Below are 15,918 nucleotides of genomic sequence, written 5' to 3'. Positions count from 1 at the left end.
CAGCTTAGAGAGCCGTTCCCATGCCCTATGATCATTCCAACAGCAGCGGGACCACCCGCACACAGGATCATCATCAGCGAACGCCGATGGGCCATGTCCCACGGCGCAGGGAGCAGCTCGGCCCATGGCGCGAGACCGGAGAGATATTGCCAGGAAGGACGGCGCCGCACAGACGGCGGCCGCCGCTTCGGCCCCTTCGGCCGATAGCACCGACAAAGCCCTTGCCCAGAATCACGAACCGCCGCACCCTGACCTTGTTCGCCTCGTCCAGCTGCTGGCGCGCCACGTCGCCCTGGCCGACATTGCCGCGCAGAAGGCAGCGCATCGCCCGAAGGAGTAACGCATGATCCAATCCCCCGCACTGCGCGCCGCGATCTATGCACGCTATTCTTCGGACAATCAGCGCGAGGCCTCACTTGAAGACCAGATCCGCATCTGCCGACGCCTGATCGCGCAGAAGGACTGGACCATTGCCGAAGTCTATACCGATGCCGCCATCTCCGGCGCATCGGCTCTGCGCCCTGGTTACCAGAAGTTGCAGGACGACGCCCGGCGCCGCCGGATCGACGTCATCGTCGCCGAAAGCATCGACCGGATCAGCCGCGATCAGGAACATATCGCCGCCTTCTACAAACAGGTCAGTTTTCTCGGCATCCCCCTGATCACCGTGGCCGAGGGCGAGATTTCCGAACTGCATATCGGGCTGAAGGGCACGATGTCGGCGCTCTATCTGAAAGACCTCGCCCAAAAGACACATCGTGGCCTTGAAGGCCGTGTGCGCGACGGCAAGTCGGCCGGCGGCATCAGCTATGGCTATCGCGCCCGGCGCGAGTTGTGTGCCGATGGAACGCTCACCACCGGCGAACGGATGATCGACCCCGATCAGGCTGCGATCGTCACCCGCATCTTCACCGAATATGCCTCGGGACGTTCCGCCCGCGCCATCGCGGCGGCGCTGAACGACGAAGGCATCGCGTCGCCCGACAGCGGCAAGGGCGCGGGCACCTGGGGACCATCCACGATTTCCGGCAACTGGAAGCGCGGCACGGGGATCCTGAACAATGAGCTTTATATCGGCCGCCTCGTCTGGAACCGACAGCGTTTCGTGAAGGACCCGGCGACGCAGAAGCGTCAGGCCCGGCCGAACCCACCCGAGGACTGGATTATCGAAGAGGTGCCGGACCTGCGGATCATCCCCGATGACCTCTGGCATGCGACCAAGGAACGGCAAGGCGCGATCCGCGCCGATATGAACCCGGCGGGCGTCCAGTCTGCCCGGCCCCGGCCCGAACGCGCCCGCCGCCCGGACTACCTGTTCTCTGGCCTCGTCAAATGCGGCTGCTGCGGGGCGAGCTATACGCTGATCAACAAGACCCGTTACGGCTGCGCGGCGGCGCGCAACAAGGGCCACAGCATCTGCAGCAACCGTGCGACAATCCTGCGCGAAGAGGTCGAGGCCCGGGTGCTCGACGGGTTGCGCGAGAAGCTCCTGCACCCCGATCTGATCGCCGCCTTCGTCGAGGAATACCGCAAGGCGTTCAATGCCGCAGCGGGCGACCGCAGCAGCGACCGGGATAATGCCAGGCGCGACCTGAAGCAGATCCAGAAGAAGATCGCCGGCATCCTCGCCGCCATCGAGGACGGCATGTATCACCCGTCGATGAAGACGAAGATGGCGGATCTTGAAGCCCGGAAAGCGCAGCTCACGGCCTTCCTCGAAGATACCCCGGAGCCTCCGGCCCTGCGGCTGCATCCGCGCCTGTCGGATCTCTACCGCGAGAAGATCGCAAACCTTTCAGCAGCGCTTCAGGAACCGGGGATGAAGCTGGAAGCAACGCAGATCCTTCGGAGCCTGATCACCGAGATCCGGATGGTGCCCGAACCCGATGCGCCCGGCGGACACGAGATCGAACTGCTGGGCGAACTGGCCGGGATTCTGGCGCTTTCGGAGGCGGATACGACAAAGCCCCCGCGCTTGGCGAGGGCTGGTAAATCAGTCGAGTCGGAAACGATGGTTGCGGGGGCGTGCAACCAACGATTTCTGCGATTGGTGGAGAACGAGGTTCCACAGATTGCAGCGTAGGTTCGAGTTCTCTCCGCTCGCGGCGGTCCGATCGAGCCGAAGTTGCGTGATTGGGCATTGCCTCACTACGAATTAGGTCACATATGTTTCGGGTCTCGCTTCCACTCAACTTGTGCGGCATCCTGTGTCGTCTTGCTGAACAGAACACCGATTGGGCGCATTTGGACGCCGCTTTTCTTATCCCGTAGGAGAAACAGGGCGTCGAGTTCGCGTTCTGTTGCGAGTGCCGCGCCCGCTTCGGGGCCGAGCACTATGAGCGCGGTCGCCCATGCATCGGCCTCGGCACAGGTGCGGGCCACCACGGTGACGGAGGCCGGCGAGGCGATCAGCGGCGCGGCGCGTGCCGGGTCCATGGTGTGCGACAGACGACGTCCCTGCACCTCGACCCAGTGGCGGTAATCGCCCGAGGTCGCGACGGCGGCGTCTTGAAGCGCGAGGATCGAATGCGGCGTCCTGCGGGCGGTATCCGGCGCCTCGACCGCGATCGCCCAGGCCGCGCCGTCCGGCCGGAGGCCCATCGCCCGCATCTCGCCGTCGATTCCGACGAGGGCGTCAGTGATTCCGTAGTCGCGCAGGGTTTCGGCCAGTCGGTCGACGCCGTAGCCCTTGGCAATACCGTTGAGATCGAGCGCGATCGGCGTGGACTTGCGCACACGGGCGCCATCGATTTCCAGCACCTCATGCGCCGGTTGACGGCATGCCTCCATCGCCGCGCGGATGGCCTCGGATGTCGCCTTGTCCGGCCCGAAGCCCCAGGCCGTCACCGCGTCGCCCATGCCGATATCGAAGGCTCCGCCCGAGGCGCGCCCGATCTCGAGGCCGAGGCGCAGGACCGCAGCCAGTTGCGCGGGCACCGCCACCCATTCTCCCACCGGCGCCGCGTTGAGCCGCATCAGGTCGCTGCCCGCGTTCCAGGTCGACATCTGTCCGTCCACCTCTTCCACGGCCGCCTGCAGCGCCGCAAGGATCGGGGCCGGGTCGAAGTCCGGCTCCGCGAAGAAAAGCGCCGACCAGCGCGTTCCCATGGTAGGTCCGTTCAGAGCGATGCGCGCGCTCTCAGTAGACATCTTCGACATACCGGCCCTCCGCCTTCAGGACCGCCGGCGTCAGCCCGGCCGGCGTGAGGATCTCGGCCAGCGCCTCCGCCACGCCGGCGGCCATGTCTCGTCCGCCGCAGACCATCACGCGCGCCCCATTGCGGATGAGCTCCGCGACCTGAGTGGCCTCGCCGCGCAGCGCGTCCTGGACATAGTGGGGACGCGCCCCGCGTGAGACGGCCGTGACCAGCCGGATCAGACGCCCCTCCTCCTGCCAGCCGGGGAACTCCTCGCCGTAGAAGAAATCGCTGTCGGGATGGCGCATGCCGAAGAACAGGTGAACGGGCCGGCCGCGCGCGTTGCCGCGCACAAAGCCAGCAAGCGGCCCGATGCCGGTGCCCGCGCCGATCAGGATCAGCGGCGCCCGGCCCCGCCCCGGACGGAAACCGGGGTTGGGGTGCAGGAAAGCGCTCACCGTGTCGCCAGGCTCCAGCGCCGTCAGCTGGCCGGAACAGAGGCCGCCGGGGTGCTTCCTGACCACGATCTCGACGAAGCCGTCGCGGCGTCCGGAGGCGAGCGAATAGAACCGCGGAACGGCGCTCCCCTTGGGCAGAATGCCGATCAGGTCGCCCGCCTGGAACCGCGCGAAACCGGCCCCGCACAGCCGTTGCCAGACCGAAACGCGCGGAAGCGCGAAACGGAGAACGCAGGTCGGGGCCTGCACCTCGGCGCCATAGTCGCGGCGCGAGACCAGGGTCAGGCTGTCGAACACGGGCAGCACCGGCTGATGCGAGAGTTCAAGCGCAATGCCCAGCGCATCCCCGAGCGCACGGCCCCAACGCGCGAAATCCTGCGGCGATTGGCGGTCGACCGTGTAGAGCGGCAGAAGCGCGCGCCAGCCCTTCGCGTGCGCCGCTGCCGCGACATCCCTGGCAAAGGCGCAATAGGCCGGAAAGCCGCGATCGCCAAAGCCAAGCACGGCCAGAGGAATGTCCGGCGCAGGTCCGGGCACATTCAGCCGTTCAAGAAAACCCTTCGCCGAAGCCGGCGCCGCGCCGTCGCCATAGGTCGCGGCAAGCAGGATGATCCGCCGGGCGTTGCTGTAGCGCAGCGGAGCAAAGCCCGACATCGGGCCGACATGGACACTCTGCCCGGCTTGCGTCAGCGCGGCGTGAAGCGTCGCGGCAAAGCCCCAGGTGCTGCCGCCCTCGCTCCCGACAAGCAGGACCGTCTCGGCGCGCCCCGCGGACTGATTGCTCCGGATGCGCGGCCGCCCGCACCGCCCGGCGAGCCAGACCAGGACGCCGGTCGCGCCCATGGCCGGGACGCCGAGCGCCATGAGCCCGAGCACGAGGCCGAGCACCGCCGCGCCCTGTCCCGTGTGCAGCGTGTAGATGGTCTCCGACACGCGCTCCCAACCGGTCAGGTCGGCCCAGGCAAGAAGGGCTCCGTCGCCCTGATCGAGATACCCGGTGCCCCGGTCGGTCTTGAGCGTGAAGACGTCCGTCGCGTCGCCGGGATAGGGAAAGCTCAGTTCGCGCAACTCGGCGACGGGCGTCTGCTGCAGCGTGGGGATCTGGTCCAGCGCGGACCCCGTCTCTCCACTGACTTCGATCGGGGCGGCCGATATGGCGCCCCCATCCGGCAGGAGATCGAAGGTAGACGCCGTCATCCAGAGGGCGGTCGTGGAGGATAGAACGAGGCCGACGACGGCGATCCGGCCGATCTCGACGTGCAGCCTGCCCGCGAGCGGACCACGCAAGCGCGCGAACCAGTGCCGCCAGCCGCCCGCCCGGCGCGCCACCAGCGCCGCGCCGGAGAGCGAGAGGACCAGCATCGCGGCAGCCCCTGCGGCCATGGCGATGCGGCCGCCGTCCCCGAGGAAGAGCGAACGGTGCAGGTTGGTCAGCCAGCGTTCGGCCTGGTTCGGGTCAGCCGAGGCCACGCCCTCACCCGTCGCCGGGTCGATCACGGCGGCCCCCGGCGCGCCCTGATCGAACCAGTAGGCGGTGATCCGGCCCGAGGGTGATCGGCGGATCTGCTCGACGCCCGGATAGACCGTCTGGATGCGGTCCGCGAGGGCGGCGACCGTGAGCCCGGTCTCCGCCTGCGGGGCGGCAAGCCGTTCGGCCGCAGGGAAGACCGACAGTGCCGCGCCACTCAGCGCGAGGATCGTGACGAGCGCGAGGGCCAGAAGACCCGGCCAGCGATGGAGTGCGCGGATCATGGCCCCGCTCCTCACATATCGTAGGTGAAGCTGGCGACGTAGCGGCGGCCCTGCACCGGCGTCCCGGCGCCTGTCGTTGTGAGCGGCACCGCCACCTCGTTGGGGCTGTCGCGCATCTCCTCGACGGCGGCGTCGACATGCAGCGTGTAGCCCGCATCGAAGAGCGCATCGGCCAGGTCGAGCGTGATCTCGAGCGTACGTCCCGCGCCGACGCTGGCGCCGGTGATGCCGTTGATCTGCGCCGGGTCGCCGCCCGTCGCGCGGTACCAGTCGCTCAGATGCTCGTAGTATTTCGACTTGCCGCCGGCCATCCAGAGGCTTCCGACATAGGCGCCCGAGGCATCGGTGACGTAGAGCGCGAGATAGGCCCCGTCGCCACCATAATTGTTGAGAGTCGTGGCGAGCGTGACCGGCCGTGCCATCGCAAGGCCGGGAAGCGTCAGCGCGGTGGTGAGCGCGAGGGATGCAAGCAGGGATTTCATGGTCTCTCTCCCGAGGATACGAACAGGAACGGCGCGGCGGGACCATCCCGCCGCAAGGTTGGGTCAGTTGGATTTCACCTGTGGCGGGGTGCCGCCCTCGAAGAGCCCGTTTGCCGGCGGCGCGACGGCGCCCGCGGGCGCGGGGTTGCGGGCGCCGCGGTTGTCGTCATCCTCATATTCCATCTCGACGACCTTCAGCGTCGCCGGGTCGAGCTTCACTTCGATCTCCCGACCGTCGCGGTCCCGGCCCTCGATCTCGTAACAACCATCGTCGACCTCGAAGTCCTGCACGGTCCAGCCGTTCGCCTTGGCCAGTTGCATCGCCGCCTCGCGCGGCTGCCAGGTGTCGCGGGGCGCCTTGCAATCGTCATCGTCGGCAAGCACGGCGCCGGCGGGCAGAAGGGCTGCAAGAGCAAGTGCTGCTAGGGTGGTTTTCATGGCAGGGTCTCCTTTTGTCTGCTGAGACCTGTCTGGAGCGCCGACCTGAGGGCTTCCTGACGCCACAGCGATTTCGGCTTCAGCTTGCTGTCAGAAATGAAAAGGCCGGCTGCGTCAGCCGGCCTTGCTTGGCTCCGTCCCGCGCCGTTTAGTCGTCTGTTGTTGCCGATCTCATGGCCGTTTCAACAAACAGGGCTGCGGGGTAAAGCACTTCGAGGTCGCTGGTCTGGTGCCAGATCATTCTCTCAGCGAGCCGCGCGGTTTCGGCGTCTCCGGCCTCATCCGCCGCGGCATAAAGTTCGACCAGCGCCGTGACGAGGTCCACGTCACGGTCGTATAGTTGCGACAGAACTGCATCGATGCGCGTCCGGTCGGGAATGTCGGGCAACTTTGCCTCCCGCCCGCTGGCGACGGCATCCGCCCAGCCGAGCAGCGGCAGAACGAGGCGCTCCTGCGCCGCGTTATGCGGCGCCATGAGTTCGGCGGCAGCGCCCGCTGCCGCACCGACCTCGCCCGGAAGTCTTGCCGTCCGTTCGAGTTCGGCCTGGAAATCGGCGTGCACTGCGCTCAGGGCGTAGGGGGTCTCATTGGGTGCCGCGAGGGCCGGGATGGAAAGGGCCGACAGGGCCGCGGCGATGATCAGGGTCTTCTGCATTTCAGCCTCCTCTTTCTTGATGAGCCCAATGTGACGGCGCTGCCTGATGCTTTCCTGACGGCGCGGCGGTTTGCGCGTCAGGTCGCCGTCAGAAACAAAAGAACGACCCCGCCGGTGAGAGCGGGGCCAGACTCGGCCGAAGGGACAGTCGGCCTTGCGGTCTGCGCGGGTCAGGCGATGTCGTCAGGGCCAGGGGCGCGCTTGTCGCCAGTGACCATGGCGCGGGGCAGGTTCTCGTGGTGCCGGAACGAGGTCAAAACGACCCCGGCCACATGCAGCGCCACGAGCAGGAGCATCAGGTTGGCCAGCGTTTCATGCACCTCTTCCAGCGCGTCTTCGGAATCGCCACGCTGACCCTGCGCGTCCCCGTCGTCATACGCCCATGCCGGAGCCACGATGGCCGGCATGGCTGGCAGCATCGCCACGCGGGTCTCGTCCTCCATGAGCCAGCCGGTGAAGGCGGTTCCCGAGAGCGTCACCAGCAGCGCCACGACCATGGCGGCTCCTGCCGGATTGTGACCGAGGTAGCGCCGCTCGCGCCCCCGCATCATGTCGCCGACATAGGCGAGCGTGCCGGCCGGCCCCTTCAGGAACTGGGCGAAGCGCGCATACCGGCTGCCGACAAGACCCCAGACCAGCCGGAATGCGACAAGGCCCGCGACGGTGTAGCCCGCGACCTCGTGCGTGGTCTGCCATTCATCCGCGGTCAGCCAGGCGACGGTGACGGCGGCGACAAGGCCCCAGTGGAAGATGCGCAGCAGCGGATCCCAGACCCCGATCGTGCCGGCCGGCCCCGCGTTCAACATTTCATGAGTGGTCGCATCAGTCATCGTCGCCTCCTTCGCGAGTCCGATCCCGATCCTGGTCACGCCGACCGTCGTCGTCTTCGTCCTCGTATTCGAACTCGATCACCTCAAGCGTCGCCGGATGCACGGTCACCTCGATCCGGCGCCCCTCGGCATCCCGGCCGTCGATCTCGTAGCAGCCGTCGTCGATCTTGATCCGGCGCACCATCCAGCCGTTCTCCTCGGCCAGCAGGGCGACGGCGTCGCGCGGCTGCCAGTCGGCCATCGGCACGAAACAGTCGTCGTCCGCCAACGCGACACCGGCCGGAACGACCGCCAGAAAGCCGAGAATTGTCAACGTCTTCTTCATGGGCCAAACTCCTCAACGAGGCCATCTTAACACCGTTCGTGCGCGGCGAAGCTGACGGCAGCCTGAAGGGGCGTGCCCCAACCGCTTCAGCTTCGTGTCAGCCACGCGGATCATGGAGGGTTATCGGAACAGTACGGGACCGAACATGCGTATTCTGCTGATCGAAGACGACACGGTGCTGGGCGCCGCGGTGCGCGACCAGATCGCGGCCGATGGACAGTCGGTGGACTGGGTGACGCGCCTCGATGCCGCCGGCGACGCCGCAAGGACGACGTCCTACGACCTGATCCTGCTCGACCTCATGCTGCCCGACGGGCGCGGCATCGCGTTTCTGAAAGCCTTGCGCGCACGCGGCGACGTGACGCCGGTCATCATCCTGACCGCGCTCGACCAGATCTCTGACCGGATCGAGGGGCTCAACGCCGGCGCCGACGACTACCTCGTGAAACCCTTCGACCTTGCCGAATTGTCTGCCAGGATCGGCTCGGTCGCCCGGCGCTACAGCGGCAACCCGAACCCATTAGTCACCCATGGCCCGCTTCAGATCGACTTGGCCGCGCGCAGCGTCCATCGCGACGGCAAGCCTGTCCAACTGACGGCGCGAGAGTGGGCGCTGTTCGAAGCCTTTCTCGCGCGCCCGGGGCAACTGCTGTCCAAGGCGCAGCTGGAGGAGAAGCTCTACGCTTTCGCCGCCGAGGTGGAGAGCAACACCATCGAGGTCCATGTCAGCCGCCTGCGCAAGAAGCTGGGGAGCGCGGTCATCGAGACCGAGCGCGGCATGGGCTACCGGCTGGGCAAACCATGAGGCTTCCGCGCAGCCTCCAGGCGCGGCTTGGCCTGTCGCTCGGGCTAATGCTCACGGTGCTGTGGCTGCTGGCCGCGACGGTGACCGCCGTGATCGTCCGGGGCGAATTGGACAAGGTTTTCGACAGTGCCCTGCGCGAGACGGCGGAGCGCATCCTGCCGCTGGCCGTGACCGACATCGTCGGGCGGGAAGATCAGGGCGTGAGGCAGCGGCTCGCCCCGATCCGGGAACACGACGAGTTCTTCACCTATCTTGTCCGCGATGCCGAGGGGCGGATCCTGCTGCAGTCGCACGCCGCCGACCCCGCCGTGTTCCCGCCTTACGACGGACCGGGGTTCGGTCAGACCGCGACGCACAGGCTCTATAGCGACGCGGCGCTGCAGGGTACGATCCGGATTACCGTGGCCGAGCCGCTGGCGCATCGCGCGTCGGTCGCGCGGGAAATCCAGATGGGCCTCGGCCTGCCCTTACTGATCGTCCTGCCGGTCGCGCTCGCGGCTATCATCCTGGCCGTCCGCTTCAGCCTCGATCCCCTGCGCCGGTTCCGCGCTCGGCTCGAGGCGCGTGGCGCCAGCGACCTGTCGGAGGTTCCCGCCGAAGGACTGCCGACGGAGATAGGTCCGCTGGCCGAAGCCCTGAACAGCCTTCTGACCAGGTTGCGCGAGGCTTTCGAGGCCGAACGCAGCTTCGCTGCGAACGCCGCGCACGAATTGCGAACGCCACTCGCAGGCGCAATCGCTCAGGCGCAGCGGCTGAGGGCGGAGACGGAGGAGCCGGCCACCGAAGCGCGTGCCGCCGAGATTGAGGCGACGCTCAAGCGCCTGACCCGGCTCTCGGAACGCCTCCTGCAGTTCGCCAGAGCAGAGGGTGGCCGGCTTCGGCTCGAAACAAGCACCGATATGCGAACCGTCGCGCGCGTCATCGTGGAAGATATCGGACGCACCGATGGCCCGGGCCGGATCGTGTTCTCGCTGGCCGAACGCCCGGTTATGTCGGATCTCGACCCCGACGCCTTCGCCATCCTCTGCCGCAACCTGATCGAGAACGCGCTACGTCATGGAGATCCGGCCGCACCTGTCGAGGTGACGCTGAGCCCAGACGGCACTCTTACCGTCGCCAATGACGGTCCTTCCCTGCCGCCGGAAGTTCTTGCGCGCCTTACCGACCGTTTCGAGCGCGCCGGCACGTCCGGGGGTGGCAGCGGGCTAGGACTCGCTATCGTCGACGCTATCGCGAAGGGCTCTCAGGGCGAACTGCAACTGCGATCTCCGATACCTGGCCGAACGGGCGGATTTGTGGCGGAGTTTCACCTCCCGAACTGAGAGCCCGGTCCACCGATTTCGAGCCGGGTTTTGGTGTCTTCCCTAAACACTATTGCATTAAAGCATTTTAGATAGTAATTAATCACTATCTTTAGAGGCAACCAGATGACCACTGCCAGGAAACCAGCGGCTGAGCGTCAACAGGAAATCGTGGAAATGACCCTTCGTCTGCTGTCCGAATTGGGTGAAGGTGGTTTGTCCACTCAGACGATTGCCGATCATATTGGCATCACCCAAGCCGGCCTCTTCCGGCACCTCCCCACCAAGAATGATCTCTGGATTGCAGTTCTGACGGAAATCGAGCGACTTGCCCGCCACTCCTGGGAACGTGCGAGTCAGGAAGGCGACCCGGCAGTCGTCCGAGTCCGCAAGACTCTGTTGGCGCAACTTAAGCTGATCGAAAACTATCCGGCGATCCCGACACTGTTGTTTTCAACTGGACGTCTCGCCGCCGAAGAAGTCGTCCATCCGATACATGTCCGTATCATGACGGCGCTCCGGTTACGCATAACGGAAGAACTTTCCGTGGCGGTGCAGGAATGCGGTCGAGATATTCAGATCGATACACTCGATATCGAATCCTTGCTACTCGGAGTGGTTCAGGATTGCGTACTGCGCTGGTCACTGACCGGACGCGGTTTCGATTTGGTGGCAGAAGGTGATCGGCTGATCGGGCTGCAGCTTCGCCTGTCCGGACTGGAAGCCGGGGGAGACAGATCGTGAAAATTCCACGCCTATTGAAACTCGCACCACCGGTCGCCATCGGCGTCGGCGCCGCTGCATGGCTTATCTCAACGGCGGAACCTCCGGCGCGGATAGACCAATCCGAGCGCAGCGTCGTCGCGCGCACTGTGATCGCTGAGATGACGCGTGTGCGGACCACCGTGCGGGGGTACGGCAATGTGCAGGCGGCGCGAAACTGGGAAGCGGTGGCCGAGGTTGCCGGAACGATCGTCTGGCGTCATCCCGATCTGGAGACCGGCAATATTATCGGCGAAGGGACAAAGGTTCTCCGGATCGACCCAACGGGTTACGAACTGGCCATTGCGCAGGCCGAGGCCGATCTGGCCGCATTGGAAGCGGACGCCGCGCAACTCGGCGTTGACGAGGCAAACACCAGCCGTCTCCTGGCCCTGGAAGAAGACCGGCTGACGCTGGCAGAGGCCGAACTGGCGCGAGTGCGCGACCTGTCCGAGCGTGGAGTCGCAGCCCAGTCTACGCTCGACGCCCAGGAACGCACCACCTTACAGGTGCGTCGGGGTGTGGAGGAGTTGCGCAATGCCAACGCGCTGATTCCCTCACGCCGCGCACGACTTGAGGCCCAGGTTGCGCGGACGAGAACCATTCTGGCCCGCGCAACGCATGACCTCCATAAGACTGATATCTCGGCACCATTCGATCTCCGGATCAGTGAGGTGCGTGTCGAGCACCACCAGTTTGTGAGCGCCGGTCAGTCTCTGGTCGCGGCCGACGACATCGGCCAGGCGGAGATCACGGCACAGATTCCCGTGGACTCGTTCCGCCGCCTGCTGAGTGGCGCTACGGGAAACGGCCCAATGACGATCTCGGATCTTTCCGAGCGGTTCGCAGACATTGCCGCAGAGGTGCGTCTTGTGTCCGACCCATCCCAGACATGGACGGGCCGGCTGGTGCGGGTGGAAAGCGCACTCGATCCGCAGGCCCGGTCGGTTCCCGCTGTCATCGCGGTGGATGATCCCTATGCCGGCGCGAACCCGCCGCTGCGCCTGCCACTGGTGCCGAACATGTATGTCGAGGTCATCCTCACCGGGCCCGAAGAACCGGCGCGCATCACTCTGCCCGATGGTGCAATCCATGAGGGCAATGTCGTTTATCTTCGAAACGAAGAAGGTCGCCTGGAGGTGCGCACGGTATCGGTAGACTGGCGGCAGTCGGGCATTGTGGTGCTGGATGGTGGTATCGCAGCGGGCGAAGAGGTCGTCACCAATGATCTGATGCCGGCGATCCCGGGCATGATCGTCGAACCGGCGGAGGGCTCGGAATGATCCGCTGGTTCGCCGGGCACCCCACCGCCGCCAACCTGTTACTCGTGCTTATTTTCGCGGCCGGTCTGATGGCTGCGCCAACGCTGAAGCGTGAGACCTTTCCTGATTTCCGTCCTGTCGAGGCGGAGATCAGCGTGGTCTATCGCGGCGCCACGGCCGAAGAGGTCGAGGACGCCATCTGCCGACGGATCTGGGATGCGGTCGAAAGCGTCGAGGATCTGGAAGAATTGACCTGCACCGCGCAGGGCGGCGTTGCGCGAGCCATCGCCACGATGGCCCCGTCGGGCGACAGTGCCAGATTCGTGAATGATCTGCGCACCGAGGTGACGGCGATCGACGATTTTCCCGACCAAGCCGACCCGGCAATCGTGCGCGAGCTTCACCGCACCGACAACGTTACCTCGGTTGCCGTGGCGGGTGATTTGCCGGCCGCGCATCTGGAACGCTACGCTGCTGGTCTTCAGGACAAATTATCTATCCTCCCCGGGGTGGCGAAGGTCACGATGTCCGGCTTCGGAACGCGTCAGTTCCGGATAACAGTGCCTCGGGCGGTGCTGGAACAACACGGCCTCACCGTCACGCAACTTGCAGGAACAATCGGCGCACAGAGCCTCGACCGCCCCCTCGGTACGCTTGAGACCGCCGACCGTGAGATCAGCCTCCGTTTCACCGATGAGCGGCGCAGCGCGGCCGGCCTCGCCGGCCTTGTCGTTCTGTCCCGGCCGAACGGCGCCGAGCTTACCCTCGGACAGATCGCGTCGATCTCCGAGCACTATTCGCCAGAGGAGGAACGCGCCTATCTCGACGGGCAACGCGCAGTCTACCTGCAAGTGGACAAGGCGCTTGGAGCCGACGCGCTGGAAGTGTTCAGCAGCGTCGAGAAGCTCGTAGCTTCCGAGCGTCTGGCCCTACCCGACACGCTGCGGTTGGACGTCGTCAAGGACATGACCAGCATCGTGCGCGACCGGCTGACGATGCTTGTGGAGAACGGTATTTTGGGACTGATCCTGGTCGTCGCGGTGATGAGCCTCTTCTTCCGCCCCGGCTTCGCGATCTGGGCGGCCATGGGCCTTCCGGTGGCATTCATGGGTGCGTTCGCCGCGATGGCGCTTCAGGGGCTGTCGCTGAACATGATGACACTGGTGGCTTTGTTGATGGCCATCGGGATCGTGATGGACGATTCGATCGTCATTTCCGACGCCATCGCCGAGGCCGCTGCAGACGGCGCCTCGCGCACCGCGGCAGCAGTGAAAGGCACTATGGCGGTGATGCCGGGGGTGCTCTCGTCCTTTGCCACCACCATCGCGGTCTTCGGCCCGCTGGCCTTCCTGGTGGGCGAACTGGGTGCCATCCTCGAGGTGATCCCCATGGTGCTGATCGCGGCACTTGCGGCAAGCCTGGCCGAGGCTTTCTGGGTGCTGCCGCATCACCTGAGCCACGGATTGAAGGGGGCGGAAAAGCCGCCATCGAGGTTCCGCGCGGGATTCGATGCACGTTTCGAACGGTTTCGCGAGAAGCGGATCGGCGCCATGGCGGACATGGCGATCCGGCGAAGATACCTTGTCATCGGCGCGACGATCGCGGCACTGATCGTGACCGTGGGGCTTATGGGGGGCGGGTATCTCAAGCGCGAGGCGATCCCGGCCATCGACGGTGACGTGCTGGAGGCACGCATACTCATGCCGCAGGGCACGCCGTTTGCGCGCACCGCAGAGGTGGCCGACCGGGTGAGCGCCGCATTGGGCCGGGTGGATGCCGCCTTTGCGCCCGATCAGCCGGGCGGCGCGGCACTGGTGAAGTCCGTCCAGACGCGATTCAACTACAATCCCACCGCCGGCGAATCCGGTCCGCATGTTGCCACGATCAGCGCCGACCTACTGGGCGCCGAGACACGCACCGTGGCGCTGGATGAGATCGTGACGCTTTGGCGCGAGGAGATCGGGGATGTACCTGGAGCCCTGGCGATCCTGCTGATGGAACCCAGCATCGGTCCACAAGGGATCGCCATCGAGATCCGGTTGTCGGCACAGGATCTGGAGAACTTGGCCAAGGCCGGCAATAGCCTTCTTGCCGAGGTCCAGACCTATTCCGGAGTATTCAATGCCACTCGTGACCTGCGCCCCGGCAAGCCGGAACTTCGGATGCGCATCGCCGAGGGCGCGACCGGGCTGGGACTGACCGCGCAAAATGTGGCCGATCAGATCGGCGCCGCCTACCTAGGCCGCGTGATAACCACCGTGCAGCAAGGCGACATCGCCCACGAGATCGAGCTTGAACAAGTCGCGGAAGATCGGGACTCCTACGACGATCTTCGCAACTTCACCATCACCCTGCCGGACAGCCACACAGTGCCTCTCTCAACCGTTGCGGTGGTCGACGAGGCGCGGGGCTGGTCCTCCATTACCCATGTAGACGGGCAGCGCACCGTGACGGTGCAGGCCGATGTCGATACGCGCATCGGCAATGCCGACGCGATCGTATCCGAATTGTCGAACAGCTTTCTGCCACGGCTTGCTGCTGAGTTCCCGGGTCTTGGTTTCGAGGTTGCCGGGCAGAGCGCCAATTCGGCGGAAACCGTCGCGTCGATCCTGCGTGGTTTCCTCATAGGATTGATCGGTATCTACGTCGTGCTGTCCTTCCAGTTCCGCAGCTATGTGGAACCCGTGATTGTGATGCTGTCGATCCCGTTGGCCTTCATCGGCGTGGTACTGGGGCACCTGATCATGGGCTACAATATCTCGATGCCGTCGCTGATCGGCGCCGCGTCGCTGGCCGGTATCGTGGTCAACAACGCCATCCTCTTGGTGCAGATCATCAAGGCACGCGCCGCCGAAGGCATGGATCTGGCCCGCGCCGCAGGCCAAGCCAGTCGCGCGCGGTTTCGCCCGATCCTGATGTCGGTCTCGACGACGATGATGGGACTTGTGCCGCTGCTTCTCGAGACCAGCACTCAGGCGCAGACGTTGAAGCCGCTGGTGATCTCGGTGGTCTTTGGCCTGTTCTCCTCCACGGTCCTTGTCCTGATCGTCCTGCCCGCCTTCTACGCCATTCTCGGCGATCTTGGCCTGGCGCAGGCGCAGGACAACAAAAACCCGATTGCGCCAGACGAGAAGGAGGCGACGTCCCCATGATTGAGACATCGCCGGTCCGGCGCCCGCATGTCTTTCCAAAAGGACCGTTTCGAGGGTTGAACACTCGCGCGACCACCGCGGCCACGGGACTGGTCGGGCTTTGGGTCATGCTGGGAACGTGGCGCCCGGATCTGGTTGCAGAGGCTCTGTCCGATGTCCGATCCGCAACCGGGCCCACGCTCGGATGGTACTATGTACTGCTCGTCACGGTCATCCTGGTAATCGTTCTATGGCTCGGTCTAGGGTCTGTTGAGTATCAGGATTCCCCTGTCAGCTGATTTCTGATTCAAGCTTTCCAAACGGGAGGTTTGGATGCCAGTTGAACGCTACATCGTCACAGATTGCCAGTGGGCGAAGATTGAGCCGCATTGCTTGGGCAAGAAGACCGATCCCGGCCGAACGGGCGGTGATGCACGCCTTTTTCTCGAGGCGGTTTTCTGGATCGCTCGGACTGGGGCGCAATGGCGCGATCTTCCGGAGGAGTTCGGGAAATGGAACTCGGTCTACCGCCGTTTCCGGGATTGGGGTGCCGCGGGAGTATTTGAGCGTATCTTCAAAG

The 15,918-nt window shown here is 65.3% G+C and carries 15 protein-coding genes; 8 read left to right on the top strand and 7 right to left on the bottom strand.

The genetic code is table 11. The annotated features are described in order from the left end of the window. Positions 1-124 precede the first annotated feature (124 nt). Together F3H32_RS17045 and F3H32_RS17040 are read left to right on the top strand one after the other, a co-directional pair. Positions 125-340: a hypothetical protein gene (locus tag F3H32_RS17045; protein WP_085502599.1), complete on the top strand. Its 216-nt coding sequence runs from the start codon at positions 125-127 to the stop codon at positions 338-340. Positions 341-343: 3 nt separating this feature from the next. Then, positions 344-2,083 (top strand): recombinase family protein, encoded by a 1,740-nt coding sequence (locus tag F3H32_RS17040; RefSeq protein WP_149766864.1) that lies wholly within the window; start codon positions 344-346, stop codon positions 2,081-2,083. 77 nt (positions 2,084-2,160) lie between these two features. Here F3H32_RS17040 and F3H32_RS17035 read toward each other — a convergent pair whose 3' ends face one another. The 7 genes from F3H32_RS17035 to F3H32_RS17005 form a co-directional block, all read right to left on the bottom strand. Further along, positions 2,161-3,159 (bottom strand): FAD:protein FMN transferase, encoded by a 999-nt coding sequence (locus tag F3H32_RS17035; protein WP_149766863.1) that lies wholly within the window; start codon positions 3,157-3,159, stop codon positions 2,161-2,163. Beyond that, positions 3,140-5,347, bottom strand: coding sequence for a PepSY domain-containing protein (locus tag F3H32_RS17030; protein WP_149766862.1), 2,208 nt, complete (start codon positions 5,345-5,347; stop codon positions 3,140-3,142). Before F3H32_RS17030 ends, F3H32_RS17035 begins: the two co-directional genes overlap by 20 nt. Before the next feature lie 11 nt (positions 5,348-5,358). Then, positions 5,359-5,829 (bottom strand): DUF2271 domain-containing protein, encoded by a 471-nt coding sequence (locus tag F3H32_RS17025; protein WP_149766861.1) that lies wholly within the window; start codon positions 5,827-5,829, stop codon positions 5,359-5,361. A gap of 63 nt (positions 5,830-5,892) precedes the next feature. Beyond that, positions 5,893-6,267, bottom strand: a complete 375-nt coding sequence (locus F3H32_RS17020) for a PepSY domain-containing protein (protein ID WP_149766860.1) — start codon at positions 6,265-6,267, stop codon at positions 5,893-5,895. A gap of 148 nt (positions 6,268-6,415) precedes the next feature. Next, the gene (locus F3H32_RS17015) at positions 6,416-6,922 is read right to left on the bottom strand and encodes a hypothetical protein (RefSeq protein ID WP_149766859.1); all 507 of its coding nucleotides are present in this window, start codon (positions 6,920-6,922) and stop codon (positions 6,416-6,418) included. A gap of 170 nt (positions 6,923-7,092) precedes the next feature. Beyond that, entirely contained in the window at positions 7,093-7,752 is a 660-nt protein-coding gene (locus F3H32_RS17010) for a cytochrome b/b6 domain-containing protein (RefSeq protein WP_149766858.1), read from the bottom strand. After that, the gene (locus F3H32_RS17005) at positions 7,745-8,077 is read right to left on the bottom strand and encodes a PepSY domain-containing protein (protein ID WP_149766857.1); all 333 of its coding nucleotides are present in this window, start codon (positions 8,075-8,077) and stop codon (positions 7,745-7,747) included. The genes F3H32_RS17010 and F3H32_RS17005 overlap by 8 nt, the downstream gene beginning before the upstream one ends. Positions 8,078-8,222: 145 nt before the next feature. Here F3H32_RS17005 and F3H32_RS17000 point away from each other — a divergent pair, with 145 nt between their 5' ends. The 6 genes from F3H32_RS17000 to F3H32_RS16975 all read left to right on the top strand — a co-directional run. Further along, on the top strand, positions 8,223-8,882 hold the full coding sequence (locus tag F3H32_RS17000) for a response regulator transcription factor (protein ID WP_149766856.1): 660 nt from the start codon (positions 8,223-8,225) through the stop codon (positions 8,880-8,882). Then, entirely contained in the window at positions 8,879-10,204 is a 1,326-nt protein-coding gene (locus tag F3H32_RS16995; protein WP_149766855.1) for an ATP-binding protein, read from the top strand. Before F3H32_RS17000 ends, F3H32_RS16995 begins: the two co-directional genes overlap by 4 nt. 105 nt (positions 10,205-10,309) lie before the next feature. Further along, positions 10,310-10,927: a TetR/AcrR family transcriptional regulator gene (locus F3H32_RS16990; protein ID WP_149766854.1), complete on the top strand. Its 618-nt coding sequence runs from the start codon at positions 10,310-10,312 to the stop codon at positions 10,925-10,927. Then, positions 10,924-12,228, top strand: a complete 1,305-nt coding sequence (locus tag F3H32_RS16985) for an efflux RND transporter periplasmic adaptor subunit (RefSeq protein WP_149766853.1) — start codon at positions 10,924-10,926, stop codon at positions 12,226-12,228. The genes F3H32_RS16990 and F3H32_RS16985 overlap by 4 nt, the downstream gene beginning before the upstream one ends. Further along, entirely contained in the window at positions 12,225-15,359 is a 3,135-nt protein-coding gene (locus F3H32_RS16980) for an efflux RND transporter permease subunit (RefSeq protein WP_149766852.1), read from the top strand. The genes F3H32_RS16985 and F3H32_RS16980 overlap by 4 nt, the downstream gene beginning before the upstream one ends. A 312-nt stretch (positions 15,360-15,671) precedes the next feature. Beyond that, positions 15,672-15,918 (top strand): transposase (locus F3H32_RS16975; RefSeq protein WP_149766851.1); only part of this gene is annotated, 247 nt, incomplete at its 3' end.

This window comes from Paracoccus thiocyanatus (genome assembly GCF_900156255.1).
GTDB lineage: Bacteria > Pseudomonadota > Alphaproteobacteria > Rhodobacterales > Rhodobacteraceae > Paracoccus > Paracoccus thiocyanatus.
Note: the sequence above shows the minus strand (reverse complement) of the source record. Positions and strands in the feature narration are given on the sequence as shown.